Raw genomic sequence first — 15,334 nt, forward strand, 5'->3', positions numbered from 1 at the left:
ATATTGGGTACCGCTGCAGACCAGCAAGACCGATGGCGACTTCATTTTCTTCCCTTCATGCCGCCTCCGGTGCCGGCCGCGACCCGGTTGATACCGGTGCTACCTTTATATGTATTACAACTACAAGATGTAATACAACTATGGAAGGGCAAGTCAATGCTCTTGCCCCGATTCGTCATGCGAAGCGGCAGGGGAACGGAGGCCTGTTTTATATGGAAAAAATCAGCGACGCGGACGTTTCCGCGCGAGATCGTACATCGCCGTGCCGGCGAGCAGGAAGGCGCCCGAGCCGTAGAATTGCGTTTCCTTCGCCGATACGCTGTCGGGGCGGTCGCCGACCTGCTGGACCCAGCCGAGCATGCCGTCGGGCTGGACCGCGCCTTGCAGTGCATGCCAGCCCCGCACCGCCGCCGGTTCATAGGTCGCGCGGTCGAGCAGGCCGGTATCGACGCCCCATGCAAAGGCATAGGTGAAAAAGGCGGTTCCGCTCGATTCGGGCAGCGTGCCCGGATCCTTATCGAGCAGCGACGCGGGCCAATATCCGTCGGCCTTTTGCAGCGTGACGAGCTTGGCCGACATGTCCCTGAACAGCGTTTCATAGGTGGGGCGCTGCGGGTCGTCCTTGTCCATCACCTGCAGCATCCGCACGAGGCCGCCCATCACCCAGCCGTTGCCGCGGCTCCAGAACAGCTTGCGGCCTTTCGCGTCGCGCATGTCGAAAAAGCGGCTGTCGCGAAAATAGAGATTCTCCGACGGATCGAAGAGATAGTCGGTCGTCGCCTTGAACTCGGCATGCGCGAAGTCGGCGTAACGCTTGTCGCCGGTCGCCTTGGCCAGCCGCAGCAACGTGGGTGGTGCCATGAACAAGGCGTCGCACCAGCACCAGCGGTCGGTGCATTTCGACGTCCCCTTGCCCGGCGCGACGGGAATGAATTCGAGGCTGATGGTGGGGCGGTTGGCGAGCACATGGTCGAAATAGGCCCGCGTCGGTGCCATCGCCTCCTTGCCCGCGCCATGGCGCGAAGCCCAGAGCCACGCCTGGCCGATCAGCTGATCGTCGGCGTGGAAGGCGAGATCGCCGAGTTGCCATTTCTCGGCACGGCCGAGGTCGAGCAGCGGCTTCGCATAGCGCTTGTCGCGGCTCGCAAGCTCGGTCAGCGCGATCCAAAAGGTCGCCTGCTGCCAATCGCGCGGTTTCTGAACGCTCTTCCGCGCCGCGGGCATCGCCGCCCAGTTCGTGCGGTTGGCAAGCTGCCAGTCGGCGACGCGGCGCGTCTGGGCAAGGATCGCCGCCGGTTTTGGCATGACGGGCGCGGCGTCGGCAACCACCGCGGGCGCGCTGATCAGGGCAAGCGGGGCAAAGAGGCTCAGCGACATGTCAAATCCTTTGCGGCGGGTAAGGCGATCAATGCGAAGGAGATGGCGCTCGCCATGGCCAGCCGTCCGCCTCGCTTCACATCCATCTCCCTGGCATCTCCCTGGCGATGGCCGGGCCATCGCCCTTGATACCGGTAACAATCTCTTTCCTTTTCCGGCGAGCATGTCAATAATGTTGTCACACAACTAACCACCTGGCGTAGAGGGGATGGAATGCCGAAGATCGTGTCAGCCCGGGTGATCACCACCTGTCCGGGACGAAATTTCACGACGTTGAAGATCGAGTGCGACGACGGAACCACCGGCGTCGGCGACGCGACACTGAACGGCCGCGAGCTCGCAGTGGTCAGCTACCTCGCCGACCATATCGCGCCCTGCCTGATCGGGCGCGACGCGCACCGGATCGAGGATATGTGGCAATATCTCTACAAGGGCGCCTATTGGCGGCGCGGACCGGTGACAATGGCGGCGATCGCGGCGGTCGACATGGCGCTGTGGGACATCAAGGGCAAGATCGCGGGGCTTCCGGTCTATCAGCTGCTCGGCGGCGCATCGCGCGAGGGGTGCATGGTCTATGGCCATGCCAATGGCGTGGACGTGGCCGATACGATCGACGCGGCGCTCGATTACCAGCATCAGGGCTACAAGGCGATCCGGCTGCAATGCGGCGTGCCGGGGATGGCGTCGACCTATGGCGTCAGCAAGGACCGTTATTTCTATGAGCCCGCCGACAATGACCTGCCCACCGAGAATATCTGGTCGACGAGCAAATATCTGCGCATTGTGCCCGAATTGTTCGCGGCGGCGCGCGAGGCGCTGGGCTGGGACGTGCATCTGCTCCACGACGTCCACCACCGGCTGACCCCGATTGAGGCGGCGCGGCTCGGCAAGGATCTGGAGCCGTACCGCCCCTTCTGGATCGAGGACCCGACCCCGGCCGAGGATCAGGAGGCATTCCGCCTGATCCGCCAGCACACGACCACGCCGCTAGCGGTAGGGGAGATTTTCTCCTCGATCTGGGACTGCAAGGCGCTGATCGAAAACCGGCTGATCGACTATATCCGCGCGACGGTGCTCCATGCGGGCGGCATCACCCATATGCGCCAGATCGCTGCGCTTGCCGATCTCCACCAGGTGCGCACCGGCTGCCACGGAGCGACCGACCTGTCGCCGGTGACGATGGCGGCGGCGCTGCATCTCGGGCTCGCGATCCCCAATTTCGGCATCCAGGAATATATGCGCCACACCCTCGAAACCGACGCGGTCTTCCCGCACGCCTATCGCTTTGAGGGCGGCATGCTCCATCCCGGCGACACGCCCGGCCTCGGGGTCGATATCGACGAGGCGCTCGCCGAAACCTTTCCCTACGCCCGCGCCTATCTGCCGGTGAACCGGCTCGAGGACGGGACGATGTGGAGCTGGTGATGCGCCTTCTCCTTGGTCTTGCGCTGCTGGCGACCCCGGCGGCCGCGCAGGAGCGTCGGCCGCTGCGTCCGGCGACGGCGGAGGAGCAGAAGGCGCGTACGGCGGTCGTCATCGCCGACTATCGCTTTGACGACCTGCTCTGGGAAAACGACCGCATCGCGCACCGCATCTATGGCCGCGCGCTCGAAAAGGCCGAACCGCCGTCCTCGTCGGGGATCGATGCGTGGGGAAAGCGCGTGCGCTGGCCCTGGATGGACCGCCAGCTGCGCACGGGCGATCAGCACACCGATCATGGCGAGGGGCTCGATTTCTATCATGTCGGGACCGGACGCGGGACCGGCGGCCTCGGCATCTGGTACGACAACAAGCTATGGACCTCGCGCAACTATGTGCGGCCCCGGATCCTGCGCGCGCGCGGCGACGTCGCCGATTTCATCGTCGATTACGACCCATGGCCGGTCGATACGCTGCGCATCGTGCGCGAAACGCGGCGCTTCACGCTGCCCGCGGGGACCAATTTTACCCGCATGACCTCGACCATCGATGCGAGCAATGGTGGCGAGCTGATCGTCGGCATCGGCATTTCAAAACGGTCGGTGGGCGGGACCAGGCTGGGCGAGATCGGCAAGGACAGCGCCGGCGCGCGCCTGACATGGTGGGGCCCCGCCGATGGCGAAGGAGAGGGTGGCAAGGGGCGTATGGCGGCGGCGGTGATCGTCGATCCCGCCGCCTTCGCGGGCTTTGCCGAGGATGCCGACAATTATCTGATCCTCATCCGCGCCCAGCCGGGGCAACCGTTCGTCTATTATAGCGGCGCGGCGTGGGATCGCGGCGGCGATTTTGCGACGAAGGCGCAATGGCAAGCCTATGTCGACGCGCAGCGACCCGATTTCGGACCCGTGAGTCAGCGCTAGCCAGTGTGACGGAGCGATGATAGGCACCCGCCCATGGCGGTAACCAAGGCAGCATCGCTGGCGGACGATCTGGTCCAGCGCTTCGAGGAGCGTATCGAGAAGGGCGATATGCCGCCCGGGTCGCGCTTTCCGACCGAAAAGGCGATCACCGAGGATTTCGGTGTCAGCCGCACCGTCGTGCGCGAAGCCTATTCGCGGCTCGCGGCGCGCGGCCTGCTCATATCGCGGCGCGGGTCGGGCGCCTATGTTCCCGATGGCGCTCAATATCGCGCGTTCCAGGTCACCGCCGAGGAGGTCGGCGAAATCGACGATGTGCTGAAGCTGCTCGAAATGCGCATGGGTTTCGAGGCCGAGATGGCGGACCTCGCCGCGCGGCGCCGGACCGACGAGGATCTTGCCGAACTCCGCCGCGCGCTGGACGCGATGGAGGAAAGCAGCGATGTCGACGCCTCGGTGGCGGCCGACGCGGCCTTTCACGCGGCGATCGCGCGCGCCACGGGCAATCCTTATTTCCTGCGCTTTACCCAATTTCTCGGCGTCCGGCTCGTCCCCTCGCGGCGACTGTATCTGCAGGGCGACGATCCGGTCCGGCACCAGCATTATGCCCACACCATCAATCGCGATCACGAGGCGATCGTCGTCGCGATCGAGGCGGGCGACCCCGCCGCCGCGCGCCGCGCCGCGCGCCGCCATATCGAAAAATCGATCCTGCGCTATCGCACGCTGAAGGAAAGCGGCGGGGAACTGCCGACGGGTTAGCGGCGCTCGGGTTCGGTCCCTCCGCCCAGCGCCTGATAGAGCGCGACATAGCTGGTCAGCCGATCGGTGCGCAACTGGATGAGCGCGAGATCGACCGTCAGCAGCGCGCGCTGGGCATCGATCTGTTCGAGATAGGGCGAATAGCCGGCGCGGTAGCGGTTGGTCGCATGGCGCAGGGCGTCGGCGACCGCGGCGCGCTGGGCGAGCAGCGCGGTTTCTTGCGCGTTTTGCCGGTCGATCACCGCCAGCTGGTCCTCGACCTCGCGAAAGGCGGTGAGCACGGCGCGGCGATAGCCGAACGCGGCCTGGTCGCGCTGCGCAGTGGCGGCGTCGAACTGCCCCTGCAGCCGCCCGCCCTGGAAAAGCGGCGCGAGGATGCTGCCGCCGATCGACCAGATGCTGATGGGATCGGGAAGCGCCGACGAGATTGCCGCACCGGCCGAGGCCGACAGGCGTATCTGCGGCAGGAATTGCGCGCGCGCGGCGCGCAGATTGGCGTCGGTCGTGGCCAGCGCATATTCGGCCTGCGCGATATCGGGGCGACGGCGGACGAGATCCGACGGCAGGATTTTCGGCACGACGGGCGGCATCAGCGCATCGAAGTCGCGGTCGCGCACGACCCGCTGCGGCATTTCGCCGACGAGCAGCGACAGCGCATTCTCCTGCCGCGCGATCGCGGCCTCGATCGCCGGGATCTGCTGTTCCGTCGCGCGATATTCGGCTTCGGCCTGGCGCAGTTCGAGCTCGGACGTATAGCCCGCCCCCTCGCGGTCGCGCGCGATGCGCAGCGCCTCGCGGCGCGATTCAAGCGTCTGGACGAGCAGCTGGCGCCGCTCGTCGAGCGCGAGCAGCGTGATATAGCCGCTGGCGGTCGCGGCGCTCACCGACAACGTCGCCGCCTCGCGCGCCGCCTCGACCGCTGCGGCGTTGGCGCGTGCCGCCTCGACCTGCGCGGCATTGCGGCCGAACAGATCGATTTCATAGGCGGCCTGGAAGGTCGGCTGCGCGGCGAAGCTTTCGGTCGCCTGGCCGAAGGGATTGACGCTGCGTGCCTCGGCGCCCGATGTGCTGGCGCTGAGCGTTGGCAGCAACAGCGATCGCGACACTTTTTCCTGCGCGCGCGCTTCGGCGACGCGCGCGGCGGCGATGGCGAGATCGACATTGCTCGCCCGCGCCTGCTCGACCAGCGCTGCGAGCCGTGTGTCGCCAAAACCAGTCCACCAGCGCCGGTCGACCTCGCCCGCCCTCGGCAGGCCGGTGCGCCATTCGGCGGGGGGTGCCACCGCGCTGGCGGACGGGTGCGGCGCGATCGTCGGCGCGCAGGCGGCGAGGAGCAGGGGCAGCAACAGGGCTCCGCGCGTCGATGGACGCGCCATCATTCGGTCCCCGTCTGCACGGTTGCAATCACCGACATGCCGGGGCCGAGCCGCGCGCTGAGCTTCTGGTCCTTGTCGATACGGATGCGCACCGCGATCCGCTGCGGCACCTTGACGAAATTGCCCGATCCGGTGTCGGGCTTGATGACGCTGAATTCGCTGCCCGCGGCAGGGGCGACGCTTTCGACATGGCCCTTGAGCTCGGCGCCGCCGAGCGCATCGACCCGCATCGTTGCGCGCTGGCCGACGCGGATTTTTGCGGTCTGCGCTTCCTTGAAATTGGCGACGACCCAGTGATGCCGGGGCACCAGATACATCAGCTGCGTCCCCGGGTTGACGAGCTGGCCGACGCGCACGGGCACTTCGCTCAGCTTGCCGTCGCGCGGCGCGCGGATGATCGTGTTCATGAGGTCGATGTCGGCAAGGCCGCGCGTCGCCTTGGCATTTTCGACCCCGGCCTCCAGCCCGCCGCGGCCGACCCCGACCGAGCGGACCTGTTCGAGCGCGATCTGCCGCTGCGCCTCGGCCTGGCGGACCGCCGCTTCGGCCTGACGCAGCGCCGCCAGCGTCTGGTCGCGTTCGCGCAGCGATACCGACCCCGCGTCGACCAGTTCACTGACGCGGCGCATGTCGGCCTGCGCGCGGGCGAGCTGCGCCTTTGCATTGCCGACGCTCGCATCCTGCAACTGCACCTGCGCCTCGGCCGAACGGCGGCTTTGCTCGCTGTTGCTGAGGTTCGCCGCCTGCGCGGCGATGCTGGCGCTGCCTTGCGCGACGCGCTGGCGATAGATGCGGTCATCGATCGTCACCAGCACCTGCCCCGCCTTCACCTGCTGGAAATCCTGCACCAGCACCTGCGTCACATAGCCGCCGACCTGCGGCGCGATGATCGTCGTCTGGCCGCGAATATAGGCATTGTCGGTCGTCTGGCTGGTCGGACGGAAGGGCGGCAGGCCCCAAGCATAAAGTATCGCGAGTGCGCCCGCGAGGATCAGTCCACCGAACAGCAGCATGCGCCCGCGCGACCGGTCGGGCCGCCAACCGTCGGCCGGCGGCTCTTCGGCTTCGGCAGGCGGCTCGGCCGGGACGGCGGCTGGCGGCGGCGCGGGCTTTGCTTTCGCCGTGGCGGCGGGAGCGGGCGGCGGGGCAGGTGGTTCGGTCTTGTCGGTCATTGGTTTCTCGTCAACATTTTCTGGAGCGCCTCAAGTTCCTGCGCGAGCGGGTTGTATCCGCGTCTGCGATCATGGAGCCAGCGCGCGAACATCACGGCAAAGGCCAGCGCGGCCCCGGCGCCGATCACGAAAAACACGTCGTTGAACGCCAGGATCGCCGCCTCGCGCGCGGCTTCCTGTACGACCTGCGCACCCGCGGTCGCGCTGCGCAATGCGGGGTCGGTCATGGTGCCGCTCATGCTCGCGGCGAGCGCGTTGATTGCTTGTGCCACCGCCGGGTCGCTGGTCGACAGGCTGCCCCCCAATGTCATCAGATGCGCCTTGGTCCGCAGGGTATGGAAAGCCGAAAGCGCGCCGACCCCGGCGAGCCCGCCGAGCGTCTGCGACAGGTTGAACAGCGCGAGGAAGCTGATGACGTGCGACGGCCCCTTCGCCAGCGCGCGCACGAACCCTTCCATCAGCATCGGCCCCATGAAATAGACTGCGGCGAAGGCGAGCGCGGCCTGCGACAGATAGAGGTTGGCGGGCCGGGTCAGCAGCCCCGAATGGGTGTCGACGAGCGCGGCGACGGCGATGATTGCGAGCGAGATCAGCGTCGGCCGGCGCAGGTCGTTCGGGTTGAGCCGGGCAACCGCGAGCAGCGCGCCGAACAGCGTCGCAAGGCTCAATAGCGCATAATAGGAAATAAGCTGGTCATTCCCCATGCCGACCGCCGAGAGCAGGCCCGTCGCCCCGAAATTCTGTTCGGACAGCAGCACGCGGACGAACGCGCCGGTCAGCGCGAATTTGATGAGGTCGCGGCTGCTCATCCACCGCGTGTGCAGCATCGGATTGCTGCGATTATGCTCGATCAGGAAGGCGATGCCGATCAACAGGACCGCGGCGGCCAGCGTCCCGCCCAGCCACGGCGTCGTCCACCAGACGATCCGCCCCTGGACGAAAAAGGCGCAGAGCAGCCCGACGCCGGTCGCGAGCAGCGGGAAGGTCACGAGGTCGAGCTTGCCGAACGAACGTATCGTCTCGCCCGGCGGCAGCTGCAGGAGGTTGACCAGCCCGACCGCGACGAGCGACAGCGCGAATTGCAGGATGAACAAATTGGTGAGGTCGCCGTCGGCAAGCAGCAAGGGCGAAATGGCGCGGGCAAGCGGCAGCGCGACCTGGCTCATGCCGATCGCGAGCAGGAGCCCGCCGATCCGCGCCTTTGCCGGCATCCCCTGCATCAGGTAAAAGGCGGCGAGCGTCGAAAGACCGCTCGCCGCGATGCCCGACACCCCGCGCGACACCAGTTCGAGCCGGTATCCGGCGTCGAACAGCTGCAAGAAATTCGCGAGAAGCAATGCCAGCATTGTCGCGCGGACGAAGCGCTGGATGCCGAACTCCTGCCGGACCTTGAACAGCAGGATGCTCATGCACGCGTTGGTCATGCTGTAGGTCGCGGTGACCCAGCCGGCGTCGACCGGCGTCAGGTCGAGATGACCCTGCAGCGCGGTCAGGTTCGCGAGCAGGAGCCCGTTCTGAAAGCCCCCGACGATCGCAAGATAGAGGCCGATCAGGAAATAGCCGACCTTGCGCCGCGACGGATGATCGGGGTTTGCCGGCGAACCCGGCATGATCGGCCGCTCGTGCGGCTTGAAGATATAGCGGCCAGGCGCGGCGCCGGGTGCGAGGCGATCAGCCATGGCGGATCGTGCGGACATGCGGCGCGATGAGCGATGTGTAGAGCGACTGGCGAAAGGCGTCTTCGTCCGCGAGCGCGGGCACAAAGGCGACGATCCGGTCGCGCCGCGCCGCGCTGACCGCGGCGCCATAAACAAAGGTCAGGAAGAAAAGCTCGGGAATCGGTGCCGACACGTCGCCCGCGTCGTGCGCCCGTCTGACGAAGGGCAGGAAATGACCGAGCACCGGGCGCGACATATGGTCGAACGCCCATTGCGACCGTTCGGGGTCGCCGCCGGCGTCGCGCAGGAAGAAGCGCGGGATCGATTCATTGTCGCAGTTGATGTCGATCAGCGCTTTCATGCACGCGGCGAGCGCCTCGCCGGGCGGTGCCGTCTTGCTCGCGGCGGATGCGGCGAGTTGGTGGAGCATGTTGGCGCCGAGGCGTTCGACCACCGCTTTCCAGAGGCCGAGCTTCGACCCGAAGCGATAGGAAATCAGCGCGACATCGACGCCGGCGTCGGCCGCAATATCGCGAAGGCGTGTCGCGTCGAAGCCGCTGTCGGCAAAGCGCCGCAGCGCTGCGCGCCGGATGCTGAGCTCGGTATCGCCATGATCGGCGGGCCGGCGCCCGCGGCGGGAGGTGGCTGGCACCGCATATGCTCCATATCGTCGGCCGACTCGCCGTATCGCATATTTCGGATAGCCCGGATTTCGATTTAATTCAACAATAGATGAAATAAGGAGAAGGCTGTGCGACGCTGCCTTGGACAGCAGTCTCGACCCCGCCGCCCCACACAGGATTCGCGTCGGTGTTGGCTTGTCAAAAAAATTTGTGGGACATCAAGGTTAATGTAAAATGCAACAACGGCCGGATAGTGGGGTTTTTTAGCGGGGAAATGGCCCCGCAGCGGGACACTTCGGCCGCGAATCACCATGCTCCCTAACTTGATTTCGACTCATGATGCTCTATTCCAGCCCCGTGCAAGGCGACCCCGACAATTACATAAGTCTGCTGTCGGTGGCGCAGATTGAAACGTTGCGACATGTTTATGAGCACAAAAATTCCAAACAGATCGCGCGCCTGATGAATGTTTCACCGCACACGGTCGATGAACGTGTGCGGCGCGTGCTAAAAAAACTTAATGTTTCCAACAGGATCGAAGCGGCCCGGATTTTGGCGGTTAACGGTGTCTTCGATCATGTTACCCCTTATCAGCCTTTGACATATCAATTGATCGACCTAGGCGACGCTCCGTCGACGACCGATGCCGAACCGGGGCGCAGTTCGTTTCGGCGATTATTCGATATCGGTTCGCCATTTCCGACCGCGTCCCAGCCGGCCAACCGGCATGGGTTGATGGAAAGGATAATCTGGCCAATTCTGATCGCCTTTGCGACCATTTTGGCTTTCTCCGCTCTCTATTCGATCCTTGTCGGACTCGGTCGTGTGATGACCTGAATGTTCGAACCGAATGCTGCGGGGGGGAAACCGGTAGCATTCTTTTTCAAGGAAAAAGATAATGCTGAACGAACGAGTTTCTGCGGCGAAGAAAATTGCCTCCGAGTTGCACCAGGCCGAAGATGCCATCGACGAAGCGATGATCCGTATCGCCCAGCTGGCGGCCACCCTGCCGACCGCACGGCGCGATACGAACATGTCGGCGATCGTCGGCCAGGCTGCGATGTCGAAGGTGGCGAACGCGCTCGCCGCCGCCGGCGAAGTCCGCCAGCTGTTGACCGACGCGCATCTGGCGCTGACGGTCACGCAGAAGGAAGTGGGCCTGGGGACGCGCATGTTCGGTGCCGGCGTCAAGCCCGCCGAAGCGAAGCTGATCGAAGAAGGCAGCAACGACCGGTCGGGCGCAAAGGTTGCCGCCCTGCCGCTCGCGCAGGCCTCTTGATCACCAGGAAAGGTTGACAGCCACAATGTGGTCCGTGGCGATCTATTACACTGTACTGCTCATCACGGTGGCCGTCGCGGTTCGACGCGGCGGTCCCCTCGAGCGGTGGGCGGCCTATACCGCCCTGATCGCCTCGGTCCTCACCAGTGCCCTGACGCCTTTCCCGACCTGGACCGATATTGAACTGAATATCTTCGTCATCGACGTGCTGGTCTTGCTAAGCTTCTGGTTCATCGCCCTGAAGACGCATAGTTTCTGGCCCTACTGGATCACCGGATGGCAGCTGATCGCCATTTTCGGGCATATCCAGAAGTATATGTTCTCGGAGATACTGGCGCGACCCTATTCGCTCCTGTCAGTCTATATATCCTACCCGATCCTGCTTTTGATCATCTATGCTTCGGGATCGTCCAGCCGGAAGAGTGAAGCTCAGGCCTAGTGTGCGTGGCGCCCCGGGGGGGAGCTGACATGCAGCAATTTTCGAACCAAGAAATTGCCGAGTTAAAATCGCGTATCGACCAGATCCATGAGCTGCTAGCGAGCCGCGGCGACGAGCCGCCGGCCGAGGCGCCGCGCCGCGTCGAAAACACGGGCAGCGATGCGCCGCCGAAATCGGCGTTGCTCGACCAGGTGTCGTTCAGCATCCAGATGCGCCGGCTGCGCCGCAGCCATTTCGGCAGCACCGAGCTGTCGGGACCGACCTGGGATATGATGCTCGACCTAATGCTGGCGAGCACATATGGCCGCGTGCTCAGCGCCAGCGATCTTGCCACCGGTGCCGGGGTTCCGCTGTCGTCGGGGCTGCGCATGATCAGCGCGCTCGAACGGCTCGCTCTGGTGCAGCGCTCGATCGACGAGCGCGACCGGCGGCGCACGATCGTCCGGCTGACCGAGATCGGGACCGAACGCATGGCCAGCTATTTCGAGAAAATCGGTATCGCCCGGCAGAGCATCCAGACCCTGGCGGCCTGACCTCTCCGTGACCGCATATGGTGCCTCGTGCACCGCATCCGGTCATCGCGCTATTCGGTCATCTCGCGCATCATGCGGTCGACCTTGATCATCGCATCGCGCTTGATCTGGCAGATGCGCGCGGCGCTGACGTCGAGGGTCAGGCCGATTTCGTGGAGGTTGAGCTCCTCGAAGAAATAGAGCTGCAGCACCATCTGCTCGCGGTCGGAGAGGCGGCTGACACACTGCCGCAGCGCCCCCATCAAATCCTCCTGCTCGCATTTCTCGCTTGCTCCGATACCGTCGTCGGCGGCCAGGAAGGCGCCGATATCGGTCAGTTCGTCGAGCGAGGTCGAGCGGCCGTGCGTCGCGTTGCGCTCGAGCGCGAAATAATCTTCCGCCGACATATCGAATGCGACCGCCATTTCGGCGGCGGACGGCGCGCGCATCAACTGCTGTTCGAGCGCGCCGCGCACCGCCTGCAGCCGCTTCGCCGCGACCATCGCCGACCGGCCGACATCGGCTTCGCGGCGCAGCTGGTCGATCATCGCGCCGCGGATGCGCGTCGTGGCATAGGTCGCAAAGGCAAAGCCGCGCTCTTCATAGTGGCGGCTCGCCTCGATCAGCGCGATCAGCCCGGCCTGGATCAGGTCGTCGAGTTCGCTCGTCCGCGACACGCGCGAGAAGACCTGCCACGCGATCTTGCGGACCAGCGGCGAATATTCCTCGACCAGCGCCTCGACGCTTTCGCCATAGCCGTGCGCGCGCGGCGCGCGGCCGGCCGTCCCGGCAAATTGCTCGTCGGGCTCAATTCTCATGCGGTTGGTCCTCCATTTGGGCGCCCTGCCCGGCCGCGAGGCGGGGCACTTCGCCGCCGATCGTCGCGACGATTTCGGTTTGCTTGTTCGCCGGGATTTCGAGGTAGGAAATGACGGCGACGTCGGGGAAAGTGGCGCGCACGAGCCGCGACAGCGCCGAGCGGCAGATTGGCGAGGCGACGAGGGCAAAGCTGCGCGTTTGCAAAAGCAGCGGTTCGACCGCCTGGCCGACCTGTTCGATGATCTTCATCGCCATGCCATGTTCGAACGGCCACTCGGCCCCGGGATTGGCGCGCACCGACTGGTTGAGCAGAATCTCGACGTCGGGGCTGAAGGTGACGACGGGCAGCGGCATGCGGCTCGGCACGATCGTCTGGACGATCAGCGCACCGATGCGCTGGCGCACCGCCTCGACCAGGTCGGTTTCGCCCAGCTGCTGCGCTGAAAGCGCGACCATCGCCTCGGCGATCTTGCGGAAGTCGCGCAGCGGCACGCGCTCGACGAGAAGCGATTTGCAGAGGCTGGCGACGCGCGGCAACGGATAGCCCTGCGGGCTCAGATTCTGCGCAAGCTGCGGATAATGCGCCTTCAGATTCTCGATCAGCGCCTGCGCATCGTCGATCCCGAACAGTTCGGCGGCCGAACCGACGATGCTGTTGTTGAGATGGGTGGCGACGACCGTCGCGGGATCGACGACGGTATAGCCGGCGGCGATCGCGTCATTCTGCGTCGCCTTCGGGATCCACAGCGCGTCGAGGCCGAAGGTCGGGTCCTTGCACGGCCGGCCGACAACCTTGGTGACGAGGTCGCCCGAATCGAGTGCGAGCATTTCATTGGGGAAAACCTCGTCCTCGCCGACGATCACCCCGGCGACCGAGATACGATAGACGTTGCCGGGCAGCGACAGGTCGTCGCTGACCTTCACCGGCGGGACGACGAAGCCGAGCTCCTTCGACAATTGCCGGCGGATGCCCGTGATGCGCGTCATCAGCGGCGCGCCCTTGCGCTCGTCGACCAGGCTGATCAGCGCATAGCCGATCTCGAGCTGGCACGCGCTGGAATCACTTACGTCGGCCCATTCGATATGCGACGGATCGGGTGCCGGCGCGGCGGGTTCGGGGGCGTCGGCGATAGCGGCGGCGGATCTGCGCAGCTGCCAGCCGATGGCGAAGGACAGGGCGGCGGCGGGCAGGATCAGCATCTGCGGCATCGCGGGGACAACGCCCAGGATGAAGAGGATACCGCCAACCGCCATCCAGATGGTGGGCGATGCGAACTGGCTGCTGATCTGGCCGCTGAGGTCGAACGGCGACGCGACACGGGTGACGATCGCAGCGGCGGCGATCGAGAGCAGCAGCGCCGGGATCTGCGCAACCAGCGCGTCGCCGATCGCGAGTGTGACATAATTGCTGCCGGCTTCCGAAAAGCTGAGCCCGTGGCTGAAAATGCCAAGGATCAGCCCGCCAACGATGTTGACGAACAGGATCAGCAAGCCCGCGATCGCGTCGCCCTTCACGAATTTCGAGGCGCCGTCCATCGATCCGTAGAAATCGGCTTCGGTCGCGACTTCGACGCGGCGCGCCTTGGCCTCTTCGGGGCTGAGCAGCCCGGCGTTGAGGTCGGCGTCGATCGCCATCTGCTTGCCCGGCAGCGCGTCGAGGGTGAAGCGCGCCGACACTTCGGACACGCGCCCCGCGCCCTTGGTGATGACGACCATGTTGATGATCATCAGGACGAAGAAGACGAAAAGGCCGACGACATAATCGCCGCCGATCAGCACCTGACCGAAGGCTTCGATGACATGGCCCGCGGCGGCCGTACCCTCGTGCCCGTGGACGAGCACGACGCGCGTCGAGGCGACGTTGAGGGCAAGGCGGAACAGCGTGGCGAGAAGCAGGACGGTCGGAAAGGACGAAAAGTCGAGTGGTTTTGCCGCCGACAGCGCGACCATCAGGATCGCGAGGCTGATCATGATATTGGCGACAAAACTGATGTCGAGGATCAGCGGCGTTACCGGGATCACCATCAACCCGACGAGGATGAGCATCCCAACGGGGAGCGCCGAGGCGCCGGCCATGCGTCCGATGTCGCGAAGCTGGAAACCGGCGATCATGCCGTGCCTCCCGACAAGGAGGCGAGCCGCCGATAGGCATCGGCGGCAAAACCCATCGAAAGTTTGCGCGGCATCGGCTGGATATCCATCATCGGCAGCGGCGGACGTCCGCCTGACCCGGCCAAGCCGCTCGAACTGCTCGCTTGCGCGTGCCACCCGGCGGGGGCGAAGGGCTTCATATTTTCGATCTTGCCGCCATCTTCGAGCTTTACGCGAAAGCGTTCGCGGATCTCGGCGAGGCTGCGCATACTGCCGTCGGGGGCATAGAAGACCGAGCGGTTGGCGGCCGCGGCCTCGGGCATCATCGACGCGCCCGGCTGGTCGGGGTTCGCCTCCAGCGCGGAAAGGAATTTCGCCGCGCCGCCGCTGCCCAGGAAATGCGCGAGATAGAGGTCGACCGGTTCGGCGCTGCGGCCGATCCGGCTTTCGAGATAATCGCGATTGTCGCCGGTCAGCGCGGCGGCCATGTTCGACGACGCGGCGGGATCGTCGCGCAGGTCGAAAATCTGCTGGCGGAGCGTGGGATCGGCCACCGACAGCCGGCCCGACGCGTCGCGGCCGATCGCGTCGGCCGCCCAGGCGAGGCCGTGGCTCGCGCCATGGCGGTCGAGCGTCGCGAGCCAGGTCTGCTTGGTGAACTGGTACAGGCCGCGCGCCGAAGAGGTCGGCGCTTTTGCGGTCGGATTATAGCCGCTCTCGACGCGGGCGACGTCGACCAGATAGTCGAAATCCACACCCGTCCGCGCCGATGCGCTCTGCACCGCATCCATCACGGGTGCGGCGATGCGGGTCGGGCCTTGAGGATTGTTGATTGCGTTCATGCTGTCTGGTTCCGCTGGTTCAGCAGGGCTGTCTCAGCAGACCAAAAG

15 protein-coding genes are annotated in these 15,334 nt (G+C 65.3%); 7 read left to right on the top strand and 8 right to left on the bottom strand.

Annotated elements, in window-relative coordinates; translation table 11 throughout:
* Window positions 1-222: 222 nt before the first annotated feature.
* Entirely contained in the window at window positions 223-1,377 is a 1,155-nt protein-coding gene (locus tag V6M50_RS02615; RefSeq protein ID WP_332816978.1) for a glycoside hydrolase family 88/105 protein, read from the bottom strand.
* Between the two features lie 213 nt (window positions 1,378-1,590).
* Between V6M50_RS02615 and manD the strand changes: the two genes are divergently transcribed.
* From manD to V6M50_RS02630, 3 genes are read left to right on the top strand one after another with little or no spacing between them, the layout of a single operon-like run.
* Window positions 1,591-2,802, top strand: a complete 1,212-nt coding sequence (gene manD, locus V6M50_RS02620) for a D-mannonate dehydratase ManD (protein ID WP_332816979.1) — start codon at window positions 1,591-1,593, stop codon at window positions 2,800-2,802.
* The gene (locus tag V6M50_RS02625) at window positions 2,802-3,716 is read left to right on the top strand and encodes a DUF4861 family protein (protein WP_332816980.1); all 915 of its coding nucleotides are present in this window, start codon (window positions 2,802-2,804) and stop codon (window positions 3,714-3,716) included. The genes manD and V6M50_RS02625 overlap by 1 nt, the downstream gene beginning before the upstream one ends.
* Before the next feature lie 33 nt (window positions 3,717-3,749).
* Window positions 3,750-4,475, top strand: a complete 726-nt coding sequence (locus V6M50_RS02630; protein ID WP_332816981.1) for a FadR/GntR family transcriptional regulator — start codon at window positions 3,750-3,752, stop codon at window positions 4,473-4,475.
* On the opposite strand, the gene V6M50_RS02635 is transcribed toward V6M50_RS02630, so the two are convergent.
* Genes V6M50_RS02635 through V6M50_RS02650 form a run of 4 tightly spaced genes read right to left on the bottom strand, consistent with a single transcriptional unit; the run spans window position 4,472 to window position 9,333 of the window.
* On the bottom strand, window positions 4,472-5,854 hold the full coding sequence (locus V6M50_RS02635) for an efflux transporter outer membrane subunit (RefSeq protein WP_332816982.1): 1,383 nt from the start codon (window positions 5,852-5,854) through the stop codon (window positions 4,472-4,474). The two genes, V6M50_RS02630 and V6M50_RS02635, sit on opposite strands and share 4 nt — an antisense overlap.
* A complete protein-coding gene (locus V6M50_RS02640) occupies window positions 5,851-7,023 on the bottom strand; it encodes an HlyD family secretion protein (protein WP_332816983.1) in 1,173 nt (390 codons plus the stop codon). The genes V6M50_RS02635 and V6M50_RS02640 overlap by 4 nt, the downstream gene beginning before the upstream one ends.
* Window positions 7,020-8,702: an MFS transporter gene (locus V6M50_RS02645; protein WP_332816984.1), complete on the bottom strand. Its 1,683-nt coding sequence runs from the start codon at window positions 8,700-8,702 to the stop codon at window positions 7,020-7,022. Before V6M50_RS02645 ends, V6M50_RS02640 begins: the two co-directional genes overlap by 4 nt.
* The gene (locus tag V6M50_RS02650) at window positions 8,695-9,333 is read right to left on the bottom strand and encodes a TetR/AcrR family transcriptional regulator (protein WP_332816985.1); all 639 of its coding nucleotides are present in this window, start codon (window positions 9,331-9,333) and stop codon (window positions 8,695-8,697) included. The genes V6M50_RS02645 and V6M50_RS02650 overlap by 8 nt, the downstream gene beginning before the upstream one ends.
* Before the next feature lie 307 nt (window positions 9,334-9,640).
* Here V6M50_RS02650 and V6M50_RS02655 point away from each other — a divergent pair, with 307 nt between their 5' ends.
* The 4 genes from V6M50_RS02655 to V6M50_RS02670 all read left to right on the top strand — a co-directional run bounded on the left by V6M50_RS02655 (window position 9,641) and on the right by V6M50_RS02670 (window position 11,555).
* Window positions 9,641-10,141 carry a response regulator transcription factor gene (locus tag V6M50_RS02655; RefSeq protein WP_332816986.1) on the top strand — a complete coding sequence of 167 codons (501 nt, stop codon included), beginning with the start codon at window positions 9,641-9,643 and terminating at the stop codon, window positions 10,139-10,141.
* Window positions 10,142-10,202: 61 nt separating this feature from the next.
* On the top strand, window positions 10,203-10,583 hold the full coding sequence (locus tag V6M50_RS02660) for a hypothetical protein (protein WP_332816987.1): 381 nt from the start codon (window positions 10,203-10,205) through the stop codon (window positions 10,581-10,583).
* Window positions 10,584-10,608: 25 nt separating this feature from the next.
* A complete protein-coding gene (locus tag V6M50_RS02665) occupies window positions 10,609-11,022 on the top strand; it encodes a hypothetical protein (RefSeq protein ID WP_332816988.1) in 414 nt (137 codons plus the stop codon).
* 29 nt (window positions 11,023-11,051) lie between these two features.
* On the top strand, window positions 11,052-11,555 hold the full coding sequence (locus V6M50_RS02670; protein ID WP_332816989.1) for a MarR family winged helix-turn-helix transcriptional regulator: 504 nt from the start codon (window positions 11,052-11,054) through the stop codon (window positions 11,553-11,555).
* Window positions 11,556-11,605: 50 nt separating this feature from the next.
* Here V6M50_RS02670 and V6M50_RS02675 read toward each other — a convergent pair whose 3' ends face one another.
* From V6M50_RS02675 to V6M50_RS02685, 3 genes are read right to left on the bottom strand one after another with little or no spacing between them, the layout of a single operon-like run.
* Complete coding sequence (locus V6M50_RS02675; RefSeq protein WP_332816990.1) at window positions 11,606-12,352, bottom strand: sigma-70 family RNA polymerase sigma factor; 747 nt, start codon at window positions 12,350-12,352, stop codon at window positions 11,606-11,608.
* Window positions 12,342-14,465 carry a flagellar biosynthesis protein FlhA gene (gene flhA / locus V6M50_RS02680; RefSeq protein ID WP_332816991.1) on the bottom strand — a complete coding sequence of 708 codons (2,124 nt, stop codon included), beginning with the start codon at window positions 14,463-14,465 and terminating at the stop codon, window positions 12,342-12,344. The genes V6M50_RS02675 and flhA overlap by 11 nt, the downstream gene beginning before the upstream one ends.
* Complete coding sequence (locus tag V6M50_RS02685) at window positions 14,462-15,286, bottom strand: transglycosylase SLT domain-containing protein (RefSeq protein WP_332816992.1); 825 nt, start codon at window positions 15,284-15,286, stop codon at window positions 14,462-14,464. Before V6M50_RS02685 ends, flhA begins: the two co-directional genes overlap by 4 nt.
* Between the last annotated feature and the right edge of the window lie 48 nt (window positions 15,287-15,334).

Source organism: Sphingopyxis sp. (genome assembly GCF_036675685.1).
GTDB lineage: Bacteria > Pseudomonadota > Alphaproteobacteria > Sphingomonadales > Sphingomonadaceae > Sphingopyxis.